Origin of the sequence: Ramlibacter sp., assembly GCF_036383835.1 — a bacterium.
Classification (GTDB): Bacteria; Pseudomonadota; Gammaproteobacteria; order Burkholderiales; family Burkholderiaceae_C; genus Ramlibacter.
Window position 1 is genome coordinate 1 of sequence record NZ_DASVNN010000127.1, and the last position, 20,515, is coordinate 20,515.

General features: G+C 66.3%; 20 protein-coding genes. 13 read left to right on the forward strand and 7 right to left on the reverse strand.

Annotation, left to right across the window (positions count from 1 at the left end; genetic code table 11):
• Positions 1 to 95: 95 nt before the first annotated feature.
• Positions 96 to 1,034, reverse strand: a complete 939-nt coding sequence (locus tag VF522_RS20130) for a LysR substrate-binding domain-containing protein (RefSeq protein WP_330910097.1) — start codon at positions 1,032 to 1,034, stop codon at positions 96 to 98.
• Between the two features lie 141 nt (positions 1,035 to 1,175).
• On the opposite strand from VF522_RS20130, the gene VF522_RS20135 reads away from it, so the two are divergent.
• Positions 1,176 to 1,538, forward strand: coding sequence for a PA2779 family protein (locus VF522_RS20135; RefSeq protein WP_330910098.1), 363 nt, complete (start codon positions 1,176 to 1,178; stop codon positions 1,536 to 1,538).
• A gap of 67 nt (positions 1,539 to 1,605) precedes the next feature.
• On the opposite strand, the gene VF522_RS20140 is transcribed toward VF522_RS20135, so the two are convergent.
• Entirely contained in the window at positions 1,606 to 2,598 is a 993-nt protein-coding gene (locus tag VF522_RS20140; protein ID WP_330910099.1) for a tripartite tricarboxylate transporter substrate binding protein, read from the reverse strand.
• Between the two features lie 171 nt (positions 2,599 to 2,769).
• Between VF522_RS20140 and VF522_RS20145 the strand changes: the two genes are divergently transcribed.
• On the forward strand, positions 2,770 to 4,749 hold the full coding sequence (locus VF522_RS20145) for a hypothetical protein (protein ID WP_330910100.1): 1,980 nt from the start codon (positions 2,770 to 2,772) through the stop codon (positions 4,747 to 4,749).
• A 33-nt stretch (positions 4,750 to 4,782) separates the two neighbouring features.
• Here VF522_RS20145 and msrA read toward each other — a convergent pair whose 3' ends face one another.
• A complete protein-coding gene (msrA, locus tag VF522_RS20150) occupies positions 4,783 to 5,478 on the reverse strand; it encodes a peptide-methionine (S)-S-oxide reductase MsrA (RefSeq protein WP_414709566.1) in 696 nt (231 codons plus the stop codon).
• Positions 5,479 to 5,550: 72 nt separating this feature from the next.
• Positions 5,551 to 6,474 (reverse strand): LysR substrate-binding domain-containing protein, encoded by a 924-nt coding sequence (locus tag VF522_RS20155; protein WP_330910102.1) that lies wholly within the window; start codon positions 6,472 to 6,474, stop codon positions 5,551 to 5,553.
• Between the two features lie 129 nt (positions 6,475 to 6,603).
• Here VF522_RS20155 and VF522_RS20160 point away from each other — a divergent pair, with 129 nt between their 5' ends.
• From VF522_RS20160 to VF522_RS20195, 8 genes are read left to right on the forward strand one after another with little or no spacing between them, the layout of a single operon-like run.
• Positions 6,604 to 8,220 carry a hydantoinase B/oxoprolinase family protein gene (locus VF522_RS20160; RefSeq protein ID WP_330910103.1) on the forward strand — a complete coding sequence of 539 codons (1,617 nt, stop codon included), beginning with the start codon at positions 6,604 to 6,606 and terminating at the stop codon, positions 8,218 to 8,220.
• A 37-nt stretch (positions 8,221 to 8,257) separates the two neighbouring features.
• On the forward strand, positions 8,258 to 10,408 hold the full coding sequence (locus tag VF522_RS20165) for a hydantoinase/oxoprolinase family protein (protein ID WP_330910104.1): 2,151 nt from the start codon (positions 8,258 to 8,260) through the stop codon (positions 10,406 to 10,408).
• 44 nt (positions 10,409 to 10,452) lie between these two features.
• Positions 10,453 to 11,424 carry a tripartite tricarboxylate transporter substrate binding protein gene (locus tag VF522_RS20170; RefSeq protein ID WP_330910105.1) on the forward strand — a complete coding sequence of 324 codons (972 nt, stop codon included), beginning with the start codon at positions 10,453 to 10,455 and terminating at the stop codon, positions 11,422 to 11,424.
• A 3-nt stretch (positions 11,425 to 11,427) separates the two neighbouring features.
• On the forward strand, positions 11,428 to 12,222 hold the full coding sequence (locus VF522_RS20175) for an enoyl-CoA hydratase (RefSeq protein ID WP_330910106.1): 795 nt from the start codon (positions 11,428 to 11,430) through the stop codon (positions 12,220 to 12,222).
• Between the two features lie 8 nt (positions 12,223 to 12,230).
• Positions 12,231 to 13,445: a CoA transferase gene (locus tag VF522_RS20180; RefSeq protein WP_330910107.1), complete on the forward strand. Its 1,215-nt coding sequence runs from the start codon at positions 12,231 to 12,233 to the stop codon at positions 13,443 to 13,445.
• Positions 13,445 to 13,891, forward strand: a complete 447-nt coding sequence (locus VF522_RS20185) for a thioesterase family protein (RefSeq protein ID WP_330910108.1) — start codon at positions 13,445 to 13,447, stop codon at positions 13,889 to 13,891. The genes VF522_RS20180 and VF522_RS20185 overlap by 1 nt, the downstream gene beginning before the upstream one ends.
• Positions 13,892 to 13,898: 7 nt before the next feature.
• A complete protein-coding gene (locus VF522_RS20190; protein ID WP_330910109.1) occupies positions 13,899 to 15,122 on the forward strand; it encodes a pyridoxal phosphate-dependent aminotransferase in 1,224 nt (407 codons plus the stop codon).
• 16 nt (positions 15,123 to 15,138) lie between these two features.
• The gene (locus VF522_RS20195) at positions 15,139 to 15,519 is read left to right on the forward strand and encodes a RidA family protein (protein ID WP_330910110.1); all 381 of its coding nucleotides are present in this window, start codon (positions 15,139 to 15,141) and stop codon (positions 15,517 to 15,519) included.
• A 182-nt stretch (positions 15,520 to 15,701) separates the two neighbouring features.
• Here the strand turns inward: VF522_RS20195 and VF522_RS24570 are convergent, their stop codons facing one another.
• From VF522_RS24570 to VF522_RS20205, 3 genes are read right to left on the reverse strand one after another with little or no spacing between them, the layout of a single operon-like run.
• Complete coding sequence (locus VF522_RS24570; RefSeq protein WP_414709568.1) at positions 15,702 to 16,136, reverse strand: ATP-binding protein; 435 nt, start codon at positions 16,134 to 16,136, stop codon at positions 15,702 to 15,704.
• Positions 16,049 to 16,963, reverse strand: a complete 915-nt coding sequence (locus tag VF522_RS20200; RefSeq protein WP_330910111.1) for a Kiwa anti-phage protein KwaB-like domain-containing protein — start codon at positions 16,961 to 16,963, stop codon at positions 16,049 to 16,051. Before VF522_RS20200 ends, VF522_RS24570 begins: the two co-directional genes overlap by 88 nt.
• An 18-nt stretch (positions 16,964 to 16,981) precedes the next feature.
• Positions 16,982 to 17,500: a hypothetical protein gene (locus VF522_RS20205; RefSeq protein WP_330910112.1), complete on the reverse strand. Its 519-nt coding sequence runs from the start codon at positions 17,498 to 17,500 to the stop codon at positions 16,982 to 16,984.
• 147 nt (positions 17,501 to 17,647) lie between these two features.
• Here VF522_RS20205 and VF522_RS20210 point away from each other — a divergent pair, with 147 nt between their 5' ends.
• Genes VF522_RS20210 through VF522_RS20215 form a run of 3 tightly spaced genes read left to right on the forward strand, consistent with a single transcriptional unit; the run spans position 17,648 to position 20,374 of the window.
• On the forward strand, positions 17,648 to 18,088 hold the full coding sequence (locus VF522_RS20210; RefSeq protein WP_330910113.1) for a hypothetical protein: 441 nt from the start codon (positions 17,648 to 17,650) through the stop codon (positions 18,086 to 18,088).
• A gap of 32 nt (positions 18,089 to 18,120) precedes the next feature.
• Positions 18,121 to 18,723: an AAA family ATPase gene (locus VF522_RS24575; protein WP_414709567.1), complete on the forward strand. Its 603-nt coding sequence runs from the start codon at positions 18,121 to 18,123 to the stop codon at positions 18,721 to 18,723.
• Positions 18,701 to 20,374 carry an adenylosuccinate synthetase gene (locus VF522_RS20215; RefSeq protein ID WP_330910114.1) on the forward strand — a complete coding sequence of 558 codons (1,674 nt, stop codon included), beginning with the start codon at positions 18,701 to 18,703 and terminating at the stop codon, positions 20,372 to 20,374. The genes VF522_RS24575 and VF522_RS20215 overlap by 23 nt, the downstream gene beginning before the upstream one ends.
• Positions 20,375 to 20,515: the final 141 nt, after the last annotated feature.

Genomic DNA, 20,515 nt, shown 5'->3' on the forward strand with positions numbered 1-20,515 from the left:
AGGAAGTGGGCTAGGGAATGGGTCATCGTTCCAATCTACGGACGCGGGCCCTCGCGGTCAAAGGAATTGGCCGCACGCCCATTCCGATCCGGAATTCAGGCGGCCAGCAGGCGCGCCACGCGATCGGAGGTTGCCTGCGCCTGCGACAGCAGCCACTCCAGCAACTGCTCCCGCGCGGAGTTGCGGCCCGCGCCCGCCGCGATGACCGCGTAGTACGCCGAGGAGCCGGTCACGCATTCGCCGAGCGGGCGCACCAGTTCGCCGCGCTCCAGCGCATCGAGCACCAGGAACAGCGGGCAGACCGCGAGCCCGCAGCCGGCGATCACCGCCGGGATCAGCACGGAGAAGCCCTCGAACAGCAGCTCCGGCGACTGGCTCCGGTCCCAATCCGGCGCCGCGGACTCCGCCCATTCGTCCCAGCCATAGCCACGCTGCGCGCGTTGCAGCAGCGGCAAGCCGGAGAGGTCTTCCGCGCGCCGGATGCTGCGCCCCGCCAGCAGCTTCGGGCTCGCCACCAGGGCCATCTCGCGCCCGAGCAGGTAGGTGGCCTGCGCATCGGGCCAGCGGCCGCGACCCAGCCGGATCTCCAGGTCGAAGCGTTCCGTCGCCGGCGTGAAGTCCGGCAGGCGCGGACGCAGCAGCAGCCGCGTGGACGGTGCGACCGCGACGAACTGCGGCAGCAGCGGAATCAGCCAGTGCGCCGCGAACGCCGGCGAAGCCGAGAGTTCGACCGAGCCGCCGGCCTCCTCGCTGCCCGCGAGCTGCCGCGCGCGCGCCTCGCCCTCGGCCAGCGTGGCCAGCGCTTCCGATGCGTGGGCCAGGTAGGCACTGCCCGCGGGCGTGAGCGACAGTCCCTGCGGCGCGCGCCGCAGCAAACGCACGCCCACCTGCTGCTCCAGCAGCTGCACCTGCTTGCTCACGGCGCTCTGCGTCAGGCACAGCGTCTCGGCGGCCCGGGTGAAGCTTTGCCAGCGCGCGGTTTCGACGAAGGCGCGCAGGCAGGCGGTGGACGTGGTGGCTCGTGGGAGTTGCATGGCGGCGCCCATCATGCAACAGCCGGGCACTCCCTCCGGCTGCGCGCACGCTGCATGTTGCGGCAGCTGTTACGCGGCCCCGGGAACTGCTGACGTCGGCGTACGTCTACGATGCCTCCCCACCGTCTGGAGAACCCACGCATGAGCATCCGAAGCCTTCGCTTGTCCCGTGCATGGAGGCCTCTCCTCGCGTGCATCCTCTCCGCGTCGATGTCCTTGGCCAACGCCGGCCTGATCGGTCCCGAAGCCATGACGGCCCCGAGCCAGGCCGACCTCGACCGGGCGAAGGTCCAGTCCTTCATGGACCGCGCCACCGTCAAGGAGCGCCTGATCGCCATGGGCGTGGATGGCTTGTCGGCGCGCGACCGCGTGGCGTCGCTCACCGAGGCCGAAGCGCACACCCTGGCGCAGCGCATCGATGCGATGCCCGCGGGTGGCGCGCTGAGCAATCAGGACCTGATCATCATCCTGCTGGTGGCGATCCTGATCATCGTTGCGATTTGAAGGCGGGGAGATGAAGGCAGGAAGCCCTGGGTCCCCGCCTGCGCGGGGATGACGGGAGAGCCACGCCTCAATCCGCGGTCAGGTTGTTGTCGATGATCACGCGCGCGTAGCGCTTGCGGTCCGCGGCGATCAGCTGCACGAAGTCCGCCGGCGTGCCGCCCTTGGCCACCGCACCCTGCGCCAGCAGCTGATCCTTCACCTCGGGCATCGCCAGTACCTTCTGCAGGTCGCGCGAGGCCTTGTCGACCACCTCCTGCGGCGTGCCGGCCGGTGCCAGCAGGCCCAGCCACGAGCCGGACTCCGCGCCCTTCACGCCGCTTTCCTCCAGCGTGGGCACGTCCGGCAGCGCCGCGACGCGCTGCTTGCTGGTGATGGCCAGCGCCTTGAGCTTGCCGGACTTGATGTGCCCCGAGAGCTCCAGCACGGAGGCGAACAGCATGTGCACGTTGCCGCTCATGAGGTCGGTCATCGCCGCGCCGCCGCCCTTGTACGGCACGTGCAGGATCTTCGTGCCGGTCGCCTGCTTGAAGGTCTCCGCCGAGAGGTGGGGCGAGCCGCCGCTGCCGGAGCTCGCGTACGTGAGCTTGTCGGGCTGCGACTTCGCCAGCGCCACGAGTTCCTGCACGTTCTTCGCCGGCAGCGAGCTGGTCACGGCCAGCACGAAGGGCAGCTCGGCGAACAGGCCGATCGGCGTGAACGAGGTGTCGGGGTTGTACGTGAGCTTCTTGTACAGCGTGGGGTTGATCGACTGCGTGCCCACGTTGCCGGTGAGCAGCGTGTAGCCGTCCGGCTTTGCGCGCGACACGATGTCCAGCCCCAGGTTGCCGCCGGCGCCGCCGCGGTTGTCGACCACCACGGCCTGGCCCCACAGCTGCGAAAGCTTCTGCGCCACGATGCGGGTGCCGATGTCGGTGCCGCCGCCCGCCGCAAAGGGCACGACGATGGTGACCGGCTTGGCCGGCCAGGCCTGCGCGTGCACGGGGCCGGCGAGCGCGACCGCGCCTGCAGCAAAGACGGCCGCGCCGAACGCGCGGCGCGAAAGCGGGAAGGAACGGGGCATGAAGTCTCCTGGAATGGCGGCGTCGCTGCTGCACGCGCCGGCGCAGTGAAACACAAATATATTAGTGCGTCAATTTCGGGACGACCCGCATGGACGCCTCGCTCTCCCGCTCGGGGGGCTTGTGGGAAGCGGCGCCCTTTCCGATGATGGGGGCCGCAGGGAGGGACACCTATGCAAGCCCGATCCCGGTTCGTCCTCGGTGCGGCCGCCGCGTTGCTGGCCGCCGCGGCCCTGTTCGGGTGCGACAAGAACGACGCACCTGCGCCCGTGGCGGCTCCCGGCGCCACACCGCGCGCCGCCCTGCCGGCAGAAGTCACGCAGGCCAACAGCACCGATCCGCGCTGGGTGCGCGACCCGCGGCCCGACGCCAAGGCCGCCCTCGTGCTGGTGCATGGCCTCTTCGGCGACACCCTGGGCACCTGGACGAAGCCGGGCCGGAAGCCTCTGTACGACTACGTCCTCGCGCACGATGCGATCGGCAAGGCCGTCGACGTTTTTGCCTTCGGGTTCACGTCGAACCTGGTGGGGCCCGGGTCGCTGGACATCCGCGAGGCCGCCAACAAGCTGGACCAGTCGCTGCAGTTCCACGGGGTCTACAAGTACAAGCAGGTCGTGTTCGTCGCCCACAGCATGGGCGGCCTGGTCGTGCTCAAGCATCTGTTGGCCAGCCCCGAACTGCTGCCCCGCGTGCCCCTGGTCGTGCTGTACGCCACCCCGCAGGAGGGTGCGCAGATCGCGAACCTGGGAAAGTACCTGAGCGCCAATCCGGCCGTGGCGCAGATGGCCAGCGCCACCACCAACGCCCATCTGCAGCAGCTCGACGACGACTGGAAGGCGCTGCCCCGCAAGCCGGTGGTGATCTGCGGCTACGAGAAACTTCCCGCCTATGGGCTCGCCGTCGTCGTGCCGTGGGACAGCGCCACGCGCTTTTGCAAGGAGCGCGCCCCGGCCATGGAAGGCACGGACCACTTCAGCATCGTGAAGCCCGACCGCCCCGAGCACCCGGCGGTGGTGCTGCTGGTCAACGCGCTGAACAAGTACCTGCTGCCCACGCTGGATGCGCGCATCGACCTGCCGGACTTCGTCGTCAAGGGCAGCGAACACGTCTTCCGGCTCGCCGGCGACCGGGGCGACGCGCGCATCGTCAACGCGAGCGCGGCGCGCGTGCGCTACACCATCGGCGCGCTGGACGACCCCGGCCTGTACATCACGCCGGACGACACGCCGCGCGACCTCGACGCGCAGGCCGTGGCGCGGCTTCGCGTGATCCTCACCATGCGGGCGGAGCAGGAGCGTTACCGGTTCCGCATCGAGACCGACGTGCCGTCGCACACCGTCGTCACGGTGGAAGCGCCGGACGTGGCCAGCCTGCGCGCCGCGCACGCGAAGCAACGCGACAAGGCGCTCTCGGCCATCGGCGACTACCTGGACAACCCCGTGGTGGCGAGCGACCTGGCCCGGCTGCCCGCCGGCGGCAGCGAGGCGAGCGAGGCGATCGCCAAGGCCGCCGCCGATGCCTTGTGGAAGGACGAGGCCTCCCTGTCGCCCGGGGGCAAGTGGCTGCTGACGGCCGACGTGCTGAGCTCGATGTGGCCGGACGTCGGCGCCGTGGCGCTGCGCCAGTCGGAGCAGGTCGCCCCGCAGCTGGCCACTTCGCGCGTCGCCCAGAAGCTGGCCGGCGACATCGCGCGGCAGTCCGGGCAGACCAAGGTCTTCACCCATGCACCCACGCCGGCGCCCGCCCCGCCGGTCACCGCCAAGCCGTCGCCGGATGCCCGTCCTTCGATGACCGAACGCCGGATCCCCATGGCCCCCTCTCCCACCGAGCGGGTGCTGCGCGAGATCTTCCGGCCCGCTTCCACCGAGACGGACCTGAAGACCGCGCGCAAGATGCAGCAGATCCCGCAGCTGCGGTCCTATGGGCTGGCCCTCGAAGGCGATGCGCAGTTCGCCCGCGGCAATTACCTGGAGGCGCGCACGGCGTACACGCAGGCAGCGGTGCTCAAGAGCACCCCGAAACTCACCGAACGCGTGCGCGCGCTGGACGCCACGTACCGGCCGGGGAGCAACGCGGACGTGCGCCGGCCGGCCGCGCCGTCGCTCCAGCTACGGGACATGAACAAGAAGCCCGGCCCGGGCGTCCCTGGCTAGGCAGCGATCGGGGGGCTGTGCTCTTGGAGCGCGCTACCCCTTCGGCCGCGCCGACACCAGCACGGGCTGCTCGCGATAGAGCTGCGGCAGCATGGCCTTGAGGTTCGCGATCTTCGGCCGGTCGAAGGTGGCGATGTACGGCGAGCCCGGATGCAGCGTCGCGTAATCCTGGTGATAGGCCTCGGCCGGATAGAAGCCTGTGAGCGGACGCACTTCAGTCACGATGCGGGCGGGGAACACTTTCGCCGCACCCAGCTGCGCGATGTAGCTCTCCGTCACCCGCTTCTGTTCCTGGTCCCGGTAGAACACGGCGGACCGGTACTGCGGCCCGACGTCCGGCCCCTGCCGGTTCAGCGTGGTCGGGTCGTGCGCGACCGAAAAGTAGACCTGCAGCAGCGTCCCGAAGGACACCTGCTTCGGGTCGTACGTGACCTGGACCGATTCGGCGTGCCCGGTACGGCCGCTGCCCACCTGCTCGTAGCGCGCCGTCCCCTGGTCGCCTCCGGCATAGCCCGACACGGCGTTGAGGACGCCCCGGGTGTGCTGGAACACGGCCTGGACGCCCCAGAAGCAGCCGCCGGCGAACACGGCGGTTTCGGTGGCGGCCGTGGCATGCACGTCCTGGGTGGGCGCAGGCAGCTTCACCGCCTTCCCGGCGGCGAATCCGCTGCCCGGCAGGCTCCAGCCGGCAATGGCCAAGGCGACAGCGGCGATCAGCATCCTGTTCATGGGACCCCCGTGTGAAGCGTGCGTGGATCCGTTATAGCGCGAAGGCCGGCAGGGCGCGCGGCGTCTTTCGCGCTAGGAGCCTTGCCGCTTGGCAGGCGCCGCGCTGACTGCGATCGACGCGCGCAGGAATCCCGCGAACGCTTCCGCGGCCCGCGAGGTCGGCTGGCCCTGCGGAGTCAGCAGGGCCAGCTCGATCGGGATGTGCGGCGTGAACGGCCGCACCACGAGACCCGCCTGGGCCAGAGCGGGAATGACCAGCGGGCTCACCAGGCCCACGCCGACGCCTTGCAGCGCCAGCAGGCACACCGTGATGGCATAGGTCGTCTCGGCCACCCGCACCGGTTCGACGCCCTCGGCGGCCAGGGCCTTCTCGACGCTGTCGCGCAGGCCGTCGCCGCGGCCGGACGAGATCAAGGCCTGGCCCTGCAGGTCCTTGGCGCGGATCGTGCGCTTGCCCGCGAGCGGGTGGTGCGGCGACATCACGCACACCGCGTTGACGGTGGCCAGCGGCTCCACCTGCGTGCCCGCGGTGTCCACCGGTTTCATGACGATGCCCAGGTCCAGCCGGCCCGACGCCACGCTGTCGCGCACGAGGTTCGAGCCGACCGTATCGATGTGCACCTGCACGGCCGGGTGTTGCTGCGTGAACGCATGCACCACCTGCGGCAGCACCGCCATGCCCACCGACGGGATGCAGCCGACCTGGACCAGCCCCGCGTTGATGCCGCGCAGCTCCGCGATCGTGCGGCCGATCTGCTCCAGCCCGATGTAGCTGCGCTCGATCATGTTGAACAGCACGCGCGCCTCCGGCGTCGGCACCAGCCGGCTCTTGCGCAGCTCGAACAGCTTCAGGCCGCTGGTGGCCTGGAACCGGGAAATCAGCTTGCTGACCACCGGTTGCGACGTGTGCAGCATGGCCGCCGCCTCCGTCGCGGTGCCGCGGATCATGACCGCGCGGAAGGCCTCGATATGCCGGTGATTCAGGGCAAACGACATGTCCAGAGTATATCGATATGGAATACGGTAGGCGCAACAAAGTATTGGCCAGGCATGCCCTGCGCTCGCAGAATCGATCCGACTCCCTGGCTCGCCTCCCCGATTCACCTCCACCCGAACCAAGACCCCATGGCCACCTCCCGCTTCGACGCCATCACCCTCGAACTGCTCTGGGCGCGATTGATCTCCATCGTCGACGAAGCCGCCGTCGCGATGGTTCGAACCTCGTTTTCCACGAACGTGCGCGAGTCGAACGACTTCGCCTGCGTGCTGACCGACACCCGGGGCCACTCGATCGCACAGGCCACGCACAGCATCCCGTCGTTCCTGAACACGGTGCCGCAGACCATCCGCCACTTCATCGCGGAGTTTCCGGAAACCGACCTGTCGCCGGACGACGTGCTGATCACCAACGACATCTGGCAGGGCACGGGGCACCTGCCCGACATCACGGTGGCCAAGCCGATCTTCCACCTGGGCCGCATCGTCGGCTGGGCCGGCTCGGTGGCGCATGCGCCCGACATCGGCGGCCGGGTGCGCTCCGCCGACGCCCGCTCGGTCTTCGAGGAAGGCCTGCAGATCCCGATCATGAAGGTCCTGCACCAGGGCAGGATGGACCCGACCTTCGAGCGCATCCTGCGCAAGAACGTGCGCGTGCCGGACCAGGTGATCGGCGACCTGTACGCGCAGTTCACCGCGCTGCAGCGGATGGAAGCCGGCGTCCTGTCGCAGCTGCATGAATACGCACTCGATTCGCTGGACGGGCTGGCGCGCGAGATCCACGTACGCTCCGAGGCGGCGATGCGCGAGGCGATCCGCAAGGTCCCCGAGGGCGTGTATCGCCAGACGGCCGTCACCGACGGCATCGGCCAGCCGATCCGGCTGGAAATGACGATGACGGTCAAGGACGGCAGCATCAGCGTGGACTACAGCGGCACCGATCCGCAGGTGGCCGCATCGATCAACGTGTGCCTGGCCTACACCAAGGCGTACACCTGCTACGGCGTGCGCACCGTGCTGCTGCCCGACGTGGCCGGCAACGAAGGCGTGATCGCGCCGATCGAGGTCACGGCGCCGGCCGGAAGCATCCTGAATGCCTTGCCGCCGGCCGCCGGCGGCGCGCGCGCGCTCGTGGGCCACATGCTGCCGATGATGGTGGTGCAGGCGCTGGCCGAAGCGATGCCCGACCGCGTGATCGCCGGCGTCGGCTCGCCGCTGTGGTGCGCCAACGTGGCGGGCCAGCGCGACGACGGCAGCCAGTACGCGAGCATGTTCTTCATGAACGGCGGCTACGGCGCGTCGAGCCGGCGCGACGGCATCAACGTGCTCTCGTGGCCGAGCAACATCTCGTCGACGCCCGTCGAGATGATCGAGCAGCTGCTGCCGATCCGCGTCCATCACCGTGCCCTGCGCACCGACAGTGGCGGCGCCGGCACGTACCGGGGCGGCACCGGGCAGTCGATCAAGTTCGAGAACCTCGCGGCCGGGCCGATGACCGTGAGCTTCATGGCGGAGCGCACGCGCCCCGAAGCCGCCGCGCCCGGCCTGGCCGGCGGCGCCAGCGGCGCGCCGGGCCAGGTCCTGATCGACGGCAAGGCGTGCAGCAACCCGAAGCAGCAGCAGGTGATCGCTCCCGGCAGCATCGTCGAAATGAAGACGCCCGGCGGCGGTGGCTACGGGCCCGCGGCGAAGCGCGCCGAAGCGCACCGGGCCACCGACCTGCGCGACGGCTACGTGAAGGCGTAAGCGCGTGCCCCCAATCCTCCAGTCCCAGGAACACCAGATGTCCTCTTCCACCTATTCCCTCGGCATCGACATCGGCGGCACGTTCACCGACATCGTCGTCTTCGCGCACGACACCGGCCGCTCGTTCTCGCACAAGGAGCTCACCACGCCCAGTGCGCCCCACAAGGGCGTGATCGCCGGCGTGCGGCATCTCTTCGAGCGCGAAGGGCTGGCCTACGGCAGCGTCACGCGCGTGATCCACGCCACCACGCTGTTCACCAACGCGCTGATCGAGCGCAAGGGTGCGCCCACCGGCCTGATCACCACGGCCGGCTTCCGCGACACGCTGGAGATGGCGCGCGAGAACAAGTACGAGCTGTACGACCTGCACATCGAGCTGCCGAAGTCGCTGGTGCCGCGCCACCTGCGGCTCGAAGTGGGCGAGCGCATGGCGGCCGACGGCAGCGTCGTCACGCCGCTCGACGAGCAGGCGCTCGTGGCGCGCGCCGGCGAACTGTCGGCGGCGGGCATCCGCTCCGTCGCCATTGTGTTCCTGCACGCCTATGCCAACCCGGCGCATGAGCGCCTGGCGCGCGAACTGATCGCGCGGCACCATCCCGAGCTGTTCGTCTCGATCTCCTCCGAGGTCTCGCCGCAGATCCGGGAGTACGAGCGCAGCGTGACGACGGTGGCCAACGCCTACGTCAAGCCGCTGGCCGACGGCTACCTCGACCTGATGATCGGCGAGATCGGCCAGCTCGGCATCCGGGCGCCGCTCTTCATGATGCTGTCCAACGGCGGCCTCACACACGTGGATGAAGCCAAACGCGTGCCGATCCAGCTGCTCGAATCGGGCCCGGCCGCCGGCGCCCTCGCCGGCGCCTTCTTCGGCCAGCGCTCCGGCATCGCCGACGTGCTCGCCTTCGACATGGGCGGGACCACGGCCAAGCTGGCCATCGTCGACGACGGCCAGCCGCTGATCGCGCATCAATTCGAAGCGAGCCGCGAGAAGCGCCTCACCGAAGGCAGCGGCCTGCCCATCTCGATCTCGACGATCGAGCTGATCGAGATCGGCGCGGGCGGCGGCAGCCTGGCCCAGCTCGACTCGCTCGGTCTGCTCAAGGTCGGCCCCGAGAGCGCGGCGTCGGACCCGGGCCCGGCGTGCTACGGCCGGGGCGGCAAGCAGCCGACGGTGACCGACGCCAACCTGGTGCTCGGCTATCTCGACCCCGCTTCGTTCGCGGGCGGCACGATCAAGCTCGACGTGGCGGCGGCCGAGGCTGCCATCGCGCCGCTCGCCACGCGCGCCGGCGTCTCGCTGCCTGAGTTCGCCTGGGGCATCCATTCCGTCGTCAACGAGAACATGGCCGGGGCCGCGCGCGTGCACGTCGCCGAGCGCGGCCACAACGTGACGGGCTTCGCGATGCTGCTCACCGGCGGCGGCGGTCCGCTGCACGGCTGCGAAGTGGCGCGCCGCCTCGGCACGCGCCGCGTGGTGTGCCCGCCCGGCGCCGGCGTGGCCTCCGCCCTGGGACTGCTGATGGCACCGGCGCGGGTGGACCGCACGGCCACGATCTCGCGCCCCCTGTCGCGCGTCGACTGGAACAAGCTGGAGGCGACCTATGCGGCGCTCGAGGCGGACGCGCTGTCGGTGATCCGCGCGACGCTGCCGGAGCACGGTGCCAGGCCGCGCATGCAGCGCTCGGCGGACCTGCGTTTCGTGGGCCAGGGCTTCGAAGTCACGACCGAGCTGCCCGCCGGTCCGTACGACGCGTCCATCGCGAAGGTGATGACCGACGCCTTCACCACGCTGTACGTGCAGACCTTCCGCCAGCAGCCGCCCCAGGGCGAAGTGGAGATCGTGAACATCCGCATCGCGGCTTCGGCGGAGGCGACGACGTCCGAGCTCGCTTCGGCCGCGCTCACCGGCGCGCGCCAGCCGGCCGCCGCCGGCAAGCGGCGCGTCTGGGTCGGCGGCAGCAAGCGCTACGAAGAGGTGCCCGTGTACCTGCGCGAGGCCTTGCCGGCCGGATTCGAGATCGCGGGCCCTGCCCTGGTGCAGGAACCTTCGTCCACGCTGGTCCTGCCGGCCGGCTCGCGCACGCGCGTCGACGCGGCGGGCAGCCTGATCATCGACCTGGCCGACCCCGCCTCGGCAGCCAGCCAGTCCTCTGGCGACCTGCGCGAGGAAGAAGAACAAGCCGCCTGAAGCGGCGGCCGGCCATCGCCTTCCCTCAACCCTGGAGACAAACCATGAAATTCCTGACGCTGCTCTTTCCCTTTCTCGCCGCCGCTGCCGTGAACACGGCGGCAGTGGCGGCAGATGCCTGGCCTTCGAAGCCGATCCGCCTGGTCGTTCCGTTCACGGCCGGCGGCTCCGCCGACGCGCTGGGCCGCATCGTGGCCAAGGAACTCTCGCAGAAGTACGGCCAGCCGGTCGTGGTCGAGAACCGCCCCGGCGTGGCCGGCCACATCGGCGCGGAGGGGGTGGCCAATTCGGAACCCGACGGCTACACGATGGTGCTCGGGACCACCGCCATGCATGCGGCCTACACGCTGTATCCCAAGCTGCGCTACCACCCCGAAACGTCGCTGCAGCCGGTGACGATCATCGGCGAGTTCCCGAACCTGCTGGTGGTCAGCAACACGGTGCAGGCCAAGAGCGTCAACGAGCTGCTCGCCTACGCGAGGCAGAACCCGGGCGCGGTCTTCTTCGGTTCCGCCGGCAACGGATCGTCGACCCACCTCGCGGCGGAACTGTTCAAGTACCTCGGCGCCGTCAACATCAAGCATGTGCCCTACCGCGGCAGTTCCGCGGCGGTGAACGACCTGATGGGTGGCCAGATCCACATGATGGTCGAGAACCTGCCGACCATCGTGCCGATGGTGCAGAGCGGCCGCGTGCGCGCGCTGGGGATCACGAGCCGGACCCGCTCCGACGCGCTGCCCAACGTGCCGACGATCGCGGAAGCGGGCCTCAAGGACTACGAGTTCACCGCCTGGTACACGCTGGCCGTGCCGTCCAAGACGCCCAAGGCGGTCGTCGAGAAGCTGAACGCCGACATCAACGAGATCGTGCATTCGAAGCAGCTCGCGGCCAAGTGGAAGGAGCTCGGCGTCACGCCCGTCGGCGGCACGCTCAAGGAAAACGCCGCGTTCATCGCGGCGGAGCAGAAGAAGTTCGACGCGTTCATCAAGGCGGCGCGCCTGGAAGTCAACGACTGAATCATGACGACAAGCACTCCTGAAATCGTGGCCCGCAAATCCGACGGGATCGGCTGGCTGATCTTCAACAACCCGGCCAAGCACAACGCGATCTCGGTGGCGATGGCGACCGCCGTGCCCGAGGTGATGGCCGACTTCGACGCCGACCCGGAAGTCCGCGTCATCGTGGTCACCGGGATGGGCGAGCGCGCCTTCGCCGCCGGCTCGAACATCTCCGGTTTCGGCGACGTGCGCAAGGATCCCGAGCAGAACCGCCGGTACAACGAGATGAACGAGGCCTCGTACGACGCGGTCTACGCCTCGCCCAAGCCGACGATCGCGATGATCCACGGCTACTGCATCGGCGGCGGCCTCGACTTCGCGACCAGCTGCGACATCCGCATCTGCGACGACAAGGCGACCTTCGCCATTCCGGCGGTGCGCCTGGGCCTCGGCTACGGCTGGGGCGGGCAGGTCCGGCTGCTGCGCGTGATGGGGGCGGCGCAGGCGCGCGACCTGTTCTTCACCGGCCGCCGCTACGACGCCCAGGACGCCCTGCGCACCGGCCTGGTCCACCAGGTGGTGGCGCCGGAAGCGCTGAAGGACACGGTGGTGCAGTACGCGCGGAACATGGCGCGCAACGCGCCGCTCACCGTCAAGGCGCTCAAGCGCGGCTTCCTCGAGCTGGAGAAGCCCGAGTCCACCCGCGAGATGGCGGCGGCGCAGCAGCTGATCGACGCCTGCTTCGAGAGCCAGGACTACCTGGAGGGCCGCGCCGCCTTCGCGGCCAAGCGCGAGCCGCAATTCAAGGGAGAGTAACCGTGGACATGAGTGAAGTGAACGCGCAACGCGAGACGGTTGCGCGCAAGGGCCCGCTCGCCCATTTCAAGGTGCTGGACCTCACGCGGGTGCGCGCCGGCCCGACGGCCGTGCGCCAGTTCGCCGACTGGGGCGCGGACGTGATCAAGATCGAAAGCCCGCAGCACATGGAGGTGAGCGACGGCTGGGGCGGCCTGCGGGACGGACCGGACTTCCAGAACCTGCATCGCAACAAGCGTTCGCTGGCCATCAACCTGAAGGATCCGCGCGGCATCGCGATCCTGCGGCGGCTGGTGGAGACCGCCGACGTGGTGGCGGAGAATTTCCGGCCCGACGTGAAGTTCCGCCTCGGCATCGACTACGAGTCGCTCGCGAAGATCAACCCGGGCATCGTGTACGCCAGCATCTCCGGCTTCGGCCAGGATGGCCCCTACGCGAAGCGGCCCGGCTTCGACCACATCGTGCAGGGCATGGGCGGCATGATGTCGATCAACGGCCATGCCGACAAAGGCCCGACGCGCGTGGGCATCGCGGTGGCCGACGTGGCGGCCGGCCTGTTCACCGGGCTGGCGGTGATGACGGCGCTGCTCGAACGCCAGGTGTCCGGCAAGGGCCAGTGGGTGCAGGTCTCGCTGCTGGAAGCGATGATCGCCATGCTCGACTTCCAGGCGGCGCGCTGGCTGTTCAACCGCGAAATCCCGGGGCAGCCGGGCAACGACCACCCGACCTCGATCCCGACCGGCGTGTATCCCACGCAGGATGGCCACATCACCATCGCGGCCGGCGAGCAGGCCATGTTCAAGCGCCTCGTCGTGGCCATGGGCTGCGAGGAGCTGATGGACATGGAGCCGTTCTCCACCGAGGAAGGCCGCTCGAAGAACCGCGTGGAGCTGAACGCGGAGCTGTCGCGCCGCACCCGCGAGCACACTTCGGCCCACTGGCTGGAAGTGTTCGAGCGCGGCAGCGTGGCGGCGGGCCCGATCAACAGCATGGACGCGGTGTTCGCCGATCCGCAGGTGCAGCACCTGGGCGTGGCGCAGCCGCTCGTTCATCCGACGCTCGGCCCGGTGTCGGTGGTGGGGCAGGGGTTCAAGATGAGCCGCACGCCTTCGCAGATGCGCAGCACGGCGCCCACCCGCGGCGAACACACCGACGAGATCCTGCGCGAAGCGGGCTACTCGGACGGCGAGATCGCCGCCTTCCATACCGACGGCGTCGTGTGATGCTGAAGCTGGTCGACGACGGCTCCCCGCCCGGCCCCGTGCTGTTCGAAGCCGTGCTGCCGGTGCGCTGGGGCGACCTGGACGCCGACGGCCACGTGAACAACACGGTGATGCTGCGCTATGCCGAAGAGGCACGGATGCAATGGGCGGCCGCGCTGAAGCTGCAAGCGGAAGCGCCCGACCGCATGCCGGTCGTCGCGGCGATCGCCTGCAGCTTCCATGCGCCGGTCCACCATCCGGCCACGCTGCGCATCCGCGTGTCCTGCTCGCGCGTGGGCCGCAGCAGCCTCGACCTGACGTTCGCCATCGACGCCCTGGAGGCGAACGCCGCGCGTTCCTGCGCCACTGCGTACGCCGTCTGGGTCTGGGTCGACCAGGCCACCCGCAAGTCCGTTCCCATCCCCGCGCCGCTGCGCGCCTTGTGCGAAACCCCTCTTCCTGCCTGAACCCAAGATGATTTCGATCGAAAGCAAATTCACCCGTCTAGCCACCGACGATGCGCCGGGCCAGGAAGTCCGGCAAAACACCGAGCACCTGAAGGGCCTGCTGCGCGGCGACAAGCTGCCGGGCACGCCCGTCGACTTCTCGCACGGCGACGTGAACGCCAACGCCTTCGCCCCGACGCCCGGTGCGCTGGGGGAGTTCGTGCGCGGAGTGGAGCGAGGCGGGGAGCAGGCCTACACCGAATACCGCGGCGGCGCGGAGCTGCGCGAACAACTGGCATCCCGGCTCGCCGGGTTCACCGGTGCTCCCTTGTCGGGTGCCAACGAAGTGATCATCACGCCCGGCACGCAGGGCGCGCTGTACCTGGCCCTCGCGGCCACCGTCTCGGCCGGCGACAAGGTGGCCATCGTGCGGCCCGACTACTTTGCCAACCGCAAGATCGTCGAGTTCCTCGGCGGCGTCCTCGTGCCCGTGGCCATGGACTACCTCGGCCGCACCGCCGAAGCGGGCCTGGACCTGGTCCAGCTCGAAGACGCGTTCAAGGCGGGTGTGAAGACCTTCCTGTTCTCCAATCCGAACAATCCGGCCGGCGTGATCTATTCGCGCACCGAGATCGAACGCATCGCGCAGCTGGCCAACAGCTACGGTGCGACGGTGATCGTCGACGAGCTGTATTCGCGGCTGCTGTACCCGGGCCGCGACTACACGCACCTGCGCGCCACCGGCATGGATCCGGCCAACGTCATCACGATCATGGGCCCGTCCAAGACCGAGTCGCTGAGCGGTTACCGGCTGGGCGTCGCGTTCGGCGCCGCGAAGATCATCGACCGCATGGAGAAGCTGCAGGCCATCGTCTCGCTGCGCGCGCCCGGCTACTGCCAGGCGGTGCTGCGCACCTGGTTCGCCGAACCGGACGGCTGGATGGCGCAGCGCATCGCGCAGCACCAGGCGATCCGCGACGACCTGCTGGAGGTGCTGGGCTCAGTGGAGGGGGTGGTGGCCCGTGCGCCGGAGGCCGGGAGCTATCTCTTCCCGCGGCTGCCGAAGTTGTGCGTGGACCTGCAAACCTTCGTGCGCATCCTGCGGCACCAGGCCAGCGTGACGGTGACGCCGGGGACGGAATTCAGCCCGGACGCCACCGACAGCATCCGGCTGAACTTCTCGCAGAATCACCGGGCCGCCGTGCAGGCCCTCGGGCGCGCGGCGGAACTCGTCGATCGCTACCGGGCTTGAAGGAAAGGAGCAACGCATGACGCGCCGCGTTTTCAGGAGTGACGTCGCCCCGCCGCCGGCGGGCACCTACAGCGTGGCAGTGCAGGCAGCCGGGCTCGTGTTCCTGGCGGGCCAGACGCCACGCGACCGCGAGAACGTGCGGCACGGCGACAAGCCGTTCGCCTTCCAGGCGAAGATGGCACTCGACAACCTCGAGGCCGCCGCGCAGGCGGCGGGCCTGTCGCTGAAGGATGCCGTCAAGGTCACCGTGTTGCTGAAGAACCCGGCCGACGCGAAGGAGTTCGACCGGATCTATGCCCCCTACGTCAGCGACCCGCCCCCGGCGCGGACGCTGTCGCAGTCGAACTTCATCGGCTTCGACATCGAGGTGGATGCGATCCTGCTGGCGAGGTCTTGATCCTGATACCGTTGGGACGGTAGATAGGCGAATCGGCAGTTGAATTGCTACGCAACCGACGCAGGCACTGGTAGCGCCGCTGCGCAGCGGGGGCGTACCCCTATAGCGAGATGGCTGCTTCGGGCCCGAGGCGGACTGCCACTCGGTTGCAACCGGGCAGAAACGACCTTTAGTTGCCGCTCCTAACAGCTGGCAAGTACGACTGCTTTGCAGCGGTTGCGGTCGGTCGCCGCGAAGCCCCAATTTGCGGTCTCGGCTCCAATGCAGTCATTGAGCCACGGGAGTGACCTGCAGAAGCGCGAACGACGCGAGGGGTCGTCGATTTCGGGAAACTTCGCTCGCTCGCCCCTTTTGCGCTTCCTGACCAATTCCTCTACCAGCTGACTGTTGAACCAGTAGGGATTGAGTTCGTCCGCGGCACTTCGTCCATTGATGCGACCAGTCAACGCGAGCACAATCGCTTCAATCAGCGTCGACTTACCCGACTCATTGGCCCCCCTCCAGTTCGGGGCGCGCCACTCTCGATCTCTCAGGTCTTCCTGGTGCGACTTGCGGCTTCGTACCGCTCCGCTTGCTGCGGAATCAAAGTGGCTGTGTACGCTCTGCGGTCGACCAATAGCAGGAAGTCGTACTCGTGCCCTGCGTCCGGGGTCATCGTACCGTCCGCATTCTGAACTACCGCGACTCCGAAGTTCTGACATGCCGCCTCAAGAAGCCCTCTGTTGATCTGTGACAAATCGGTGCGTGACCGCACGGCGGCAAGAAGACGCGCCGCACGAGGGTGCTTCGATGCGTAGGCAGAGATCTTCGTCATATCGAGATAGGTGACGGCTGCGGCCACTGCGGTGGCGTTGGCCGCCGCAGCCTGAAGCATCTGGCCGTGGACGTTCGTGGTGAATTCAAAGCCACTATGCCTCAGAACGTAGATCGTCGCTGCGTCCACTAGGTAGTCGAAGTCGTTGTCCAATCTGAAGATGTTTCCCTCCACCATGGTCAAGAGGCCATTGTTGATAAACGCCAGCTTCGACTTGGCCACGCCCTTGAATGTTCCGGCCCGGCGAAACGCCCAGAGGTTGCGATTCTGCGCATCGGTGAAAACCGCGTAGTAGTACTGGAGTTCATCGATAGCCTGCAATGCGTTCGTGTCGCTTGGCAAGTTTTGCAGCGCCACCACTGCAGCAAGGTCCGCCATGTACGGAGTGCTCAATAGGAGCTTGCACGGCTCTTCTCCGGCGTACTTCTCTGCCGGACTGAACTGAGGCAGTTGAAGCGCCAACTGGGGCAGTCCCAGCTTCAAAAGAGTCACGTCAAGCATCGCTTCCAGCTCTTCTTGCACCTCCGGAGCGATCGGTATCTGAACATGCCTTTGGTTCGGTCCACCTGGTCCCTCGAAGTACCCCACCAAGGTGACCAACGTGACATTCATCGGATCGAAATCGAACACTCCTTCTCCTTCTTGTGGCTAGTTGTCAAACAGCAGGAAATCGGTGATCCGAAGCGGGGTGAGCTGGAGTTGCGTCGGAAGGGTTTTTCGTTTGGTTATCAGTACGTGCGACACACCGAACTGGCCAACCCCAGTTATCGAGATGATCCTGAACCCAAAGAAAGCTAGGAAGAAGTTCATGTAGTACAGCTCCATATGACCGAATATATAGATCACTATGAGCGTCGCCGCGAGAGCTGCGTACAAGTCGTTCTCAGTCGAAACTCCCGATTGGAACAGTGGCAGGAGCATCGCGAAGACGTACGTTATGAGCTGTTCACGATTGTCTGATGCGGCGTACACCGTGATGCGCTTCCTATCGTTAAGCCTCCGTGCCTGCCACATTCGAAATGCCAGGTAAATGTTGGGAATCACTGCAAGACCTACAAAAGTAGGGAAATACCACTCCCATGGAACCAAGCCGACACCTCGGATCGCCATGAGAATGAATAGGGGTGCCATGCAGGCCAGCACCAGGATGAATCGGATTCCGTCCATGTCCCATCCTGTATGAAAATACAGTATTCTATCGTCTTGCCTTCATTGTTCAACCTAGCGACGCGGTTCGCTCGGCGAACACTCGATCTACGCTGACGGCTTGCCAGTACGCTACATACAGAGCACTCGACCTGACAGGGGAAAAGAATGCAAAGCAACGAGTTCAAAGGCTTGGATGATGCCTTCGAAAAGGTGCGGGCGCTCCATGCGGACTTCGGGCTTCCAATCACTAATCGCCCTGGTCAACTGAGTGCCTCACGGGTCGCGGCACGTGTGAACTGGATGCGCGAAGAACTTGCAGAACTCCTGACCGCGGGCGACCTCCAGGAACAAGTCGATGCAGTGTCGGACTTGATGTATTTAGCACTCGGATGCCTCGTCGAGATGGGAGTCCGCCCCGGCATTCCTTTTGCACAAGTCCATCGTACAAACCTTGAGAAGAGATGGCCCGATGGAGAGATTCGGGTAAATGCCGAAGGAAAACTTCTTAAGCCGCCAGGCTGGATAGGACCTAAGCGTGCGATCTCCCAATATCTAACTGAATTGCAGACGCACCGCATCTCCCAGCAGGAGGATGACGAACAGTAGATTAATGTAAGCGAAGCAGATACATTCCATCGGTGCACTCATTCCTTGGCGCACCCGCCTTATTGTTGTTATTGAGTGGAGCGGTAGGAGGCGGAAAGACTTCCGTGGCCCAAGCTCTCTTGGGTGAGCACCACTTCCGCAAGGTGAGTACGAGCACCTACCTTTCGGGGCTTGCGGCTAGCCAGGGCCTGGCCAATGAAAGGGAGATCCTCCAGCGTCTCGGGGACGATCTGGACTTGGCTACCGACTTTCTGTGGCCGGTACGAATTGCCGTCAGCCAAGTGGAGGCTAGTAACGCGCCAGCGACGCAGATGTGGCTGCTAGATGCCGTCAGAAAGCCGCAGCAGATCGCCCACTTTCGAGCCGCTTTTCCCCGAGTCCTCCACGTCCATGTCACTGCACCGGAGGAAGTTCTCCGTACACGGTACGAACAGCGGCAACGGCTACCGGGCAGCCGTGACTTCCACAGTACATACGACCAGTTGATCTCGCATCCAAACGAGATCGCATCGCGGGGTTTGGCAAGCCTCGCCGACGCTTTCTATGACTCAAACAAGTTGACAGCGCGGGAGATTGCTGCCGACATAGTTCGTAGGGCAAGGGAGTTGCGACATGGACCAAGTGGTGCTGATTAGTGGTCACCTGGGCGCCGGGAAGAGCGGGCTCGCGCGTTTACTTGAGGAGGAGTTTGAGTACCACCGATTTAGTAGCAGCGACTTTCTGAAGCAGGAGGCCACACGCCGTGGCCTCCGTGCCGATCGCCGGTCGCTGCAGGGCCTCGGAGACCTGCTTGACATCGAGACCGGTGATCAGTGGCTGTACCAGGCAGTGCGTCAGCGAGCTCAGACATTGGCACCAGCGGCACGAATCGTGGTTGACAGCGTTAGGACCCGGAAGCAGCTGGATCACTTCCGGAAGGACCATTACCTGCCGTGTCTGCATGTCCACCTCTTCGGCAAAACGCTCGCACTCCAAAAGAGGTTCGATCAGCGGCCTAATCACGACGCAGATCATGAGGAGTACGTGAAGGCTGACTTGATCAAGAGTGAGCAAGACATTGAGGGTTTCAAGAACGACGCAGACCTGAGAGTCAACACAACCAGAAATGACAGCAGAGATACGCTAGCTCGCTTAGCTGCAAGCCTCGGGCTCGTCTCCGCTCCTGATGTGCGCTGCGTGGACGTCCTTGTCGGCGGGCAGTACGGCAGCGAAGGCAAGGGGCACGTTGTAGCGTACCTTGCAAAGGAGTATGACGTACTGATTCGTGTAGGCGGCCCTAACGCAGGACACACAGTCCTAGGGCCGACCGGCCAGTACACGTACCACTACCTTCCTTCGGGCTCAAAGGACGCAAAGGCCAAGCTGTTGCTCGGTCCCGGGATGACGATATTTGTTCCAGGTCTTCTGGAGGAAATAGAACAGTGTGGCGTAGGTCCGGACCGATTGTTCATCGATCCCCAGGCAATGATCATTGAACAATTCGACAAGGATAATGAAGCAGGGGTGAAGAAATCGATCGCCTCCACGGCGAGTGGTAGTGGCGCCGCATCCGCCCGAAGGATCACAGACCGAGGACTGGGATCGGTTCGCCTAGCGAGGGATGTCCCCGAGCTGCGACCGTATGTGGGTGAGGCTGAGCCGTACCGAGGATCCACAAGCCGTCAACTGGAGATCGCATACAGGAAGAGACATTCCGTCTTCCTCGAAGGTACACAAGGGAGCGGCCTGAGCATTTTCCACGGGCGGTACCCTCACGTGACCTCCCGCGACACAAACGTTGCCGGTTGCTTAGCAGAGGCTGGGATTTCCCCAAGCCGAGTACGCAGGATCCTCATGCTTGTGCGACCGACACCAATCAGAGTCGCCAACCCGGACGGCAACCAGGGGGCGTCGTCCGGCCGTCTAAAGCATGAGACCACTTTCAGAGATATCGCTCTTGAGGTTGGGCTTGACCCAGACGAACTGGAGATGAATGAAAAGACCTCAACGACGAAGAGAAACCGAAGAGTGGGATGGTTCGAGTGGGAGCAGTTTCGCTCTGCCTGCGCATTGAACGCGCCCACCGACATCGTGCTCGCGTTCGCAGACTACGTGAGCGCAAAGAATCGCGAGGCGCGTCGATTCGAGCAACTCACCCCTGAGACAATCAAATTTGTCGAAGAACTCGAGAGAGTCGCCCAAGCGTCGGTATCGCTGATCAACACACGATTCCCCCGGGGACCCGAGGCAGATGGCGACATCCGCACGATCATTGATCGAAGAAATTGGACGGCACGTACGTCCTGACTAGGGAAGGTCTGAACAAGGCCGATTCGCACGCACTGCTGGCACGTTGATTCGGCACGTGACGCGAATTGCCACTCCGGATCCAGCGTTTTCAGGCAGTTTCGATCTCATTTTCTCGGCTCATGCTGTTTTCGGACGGAC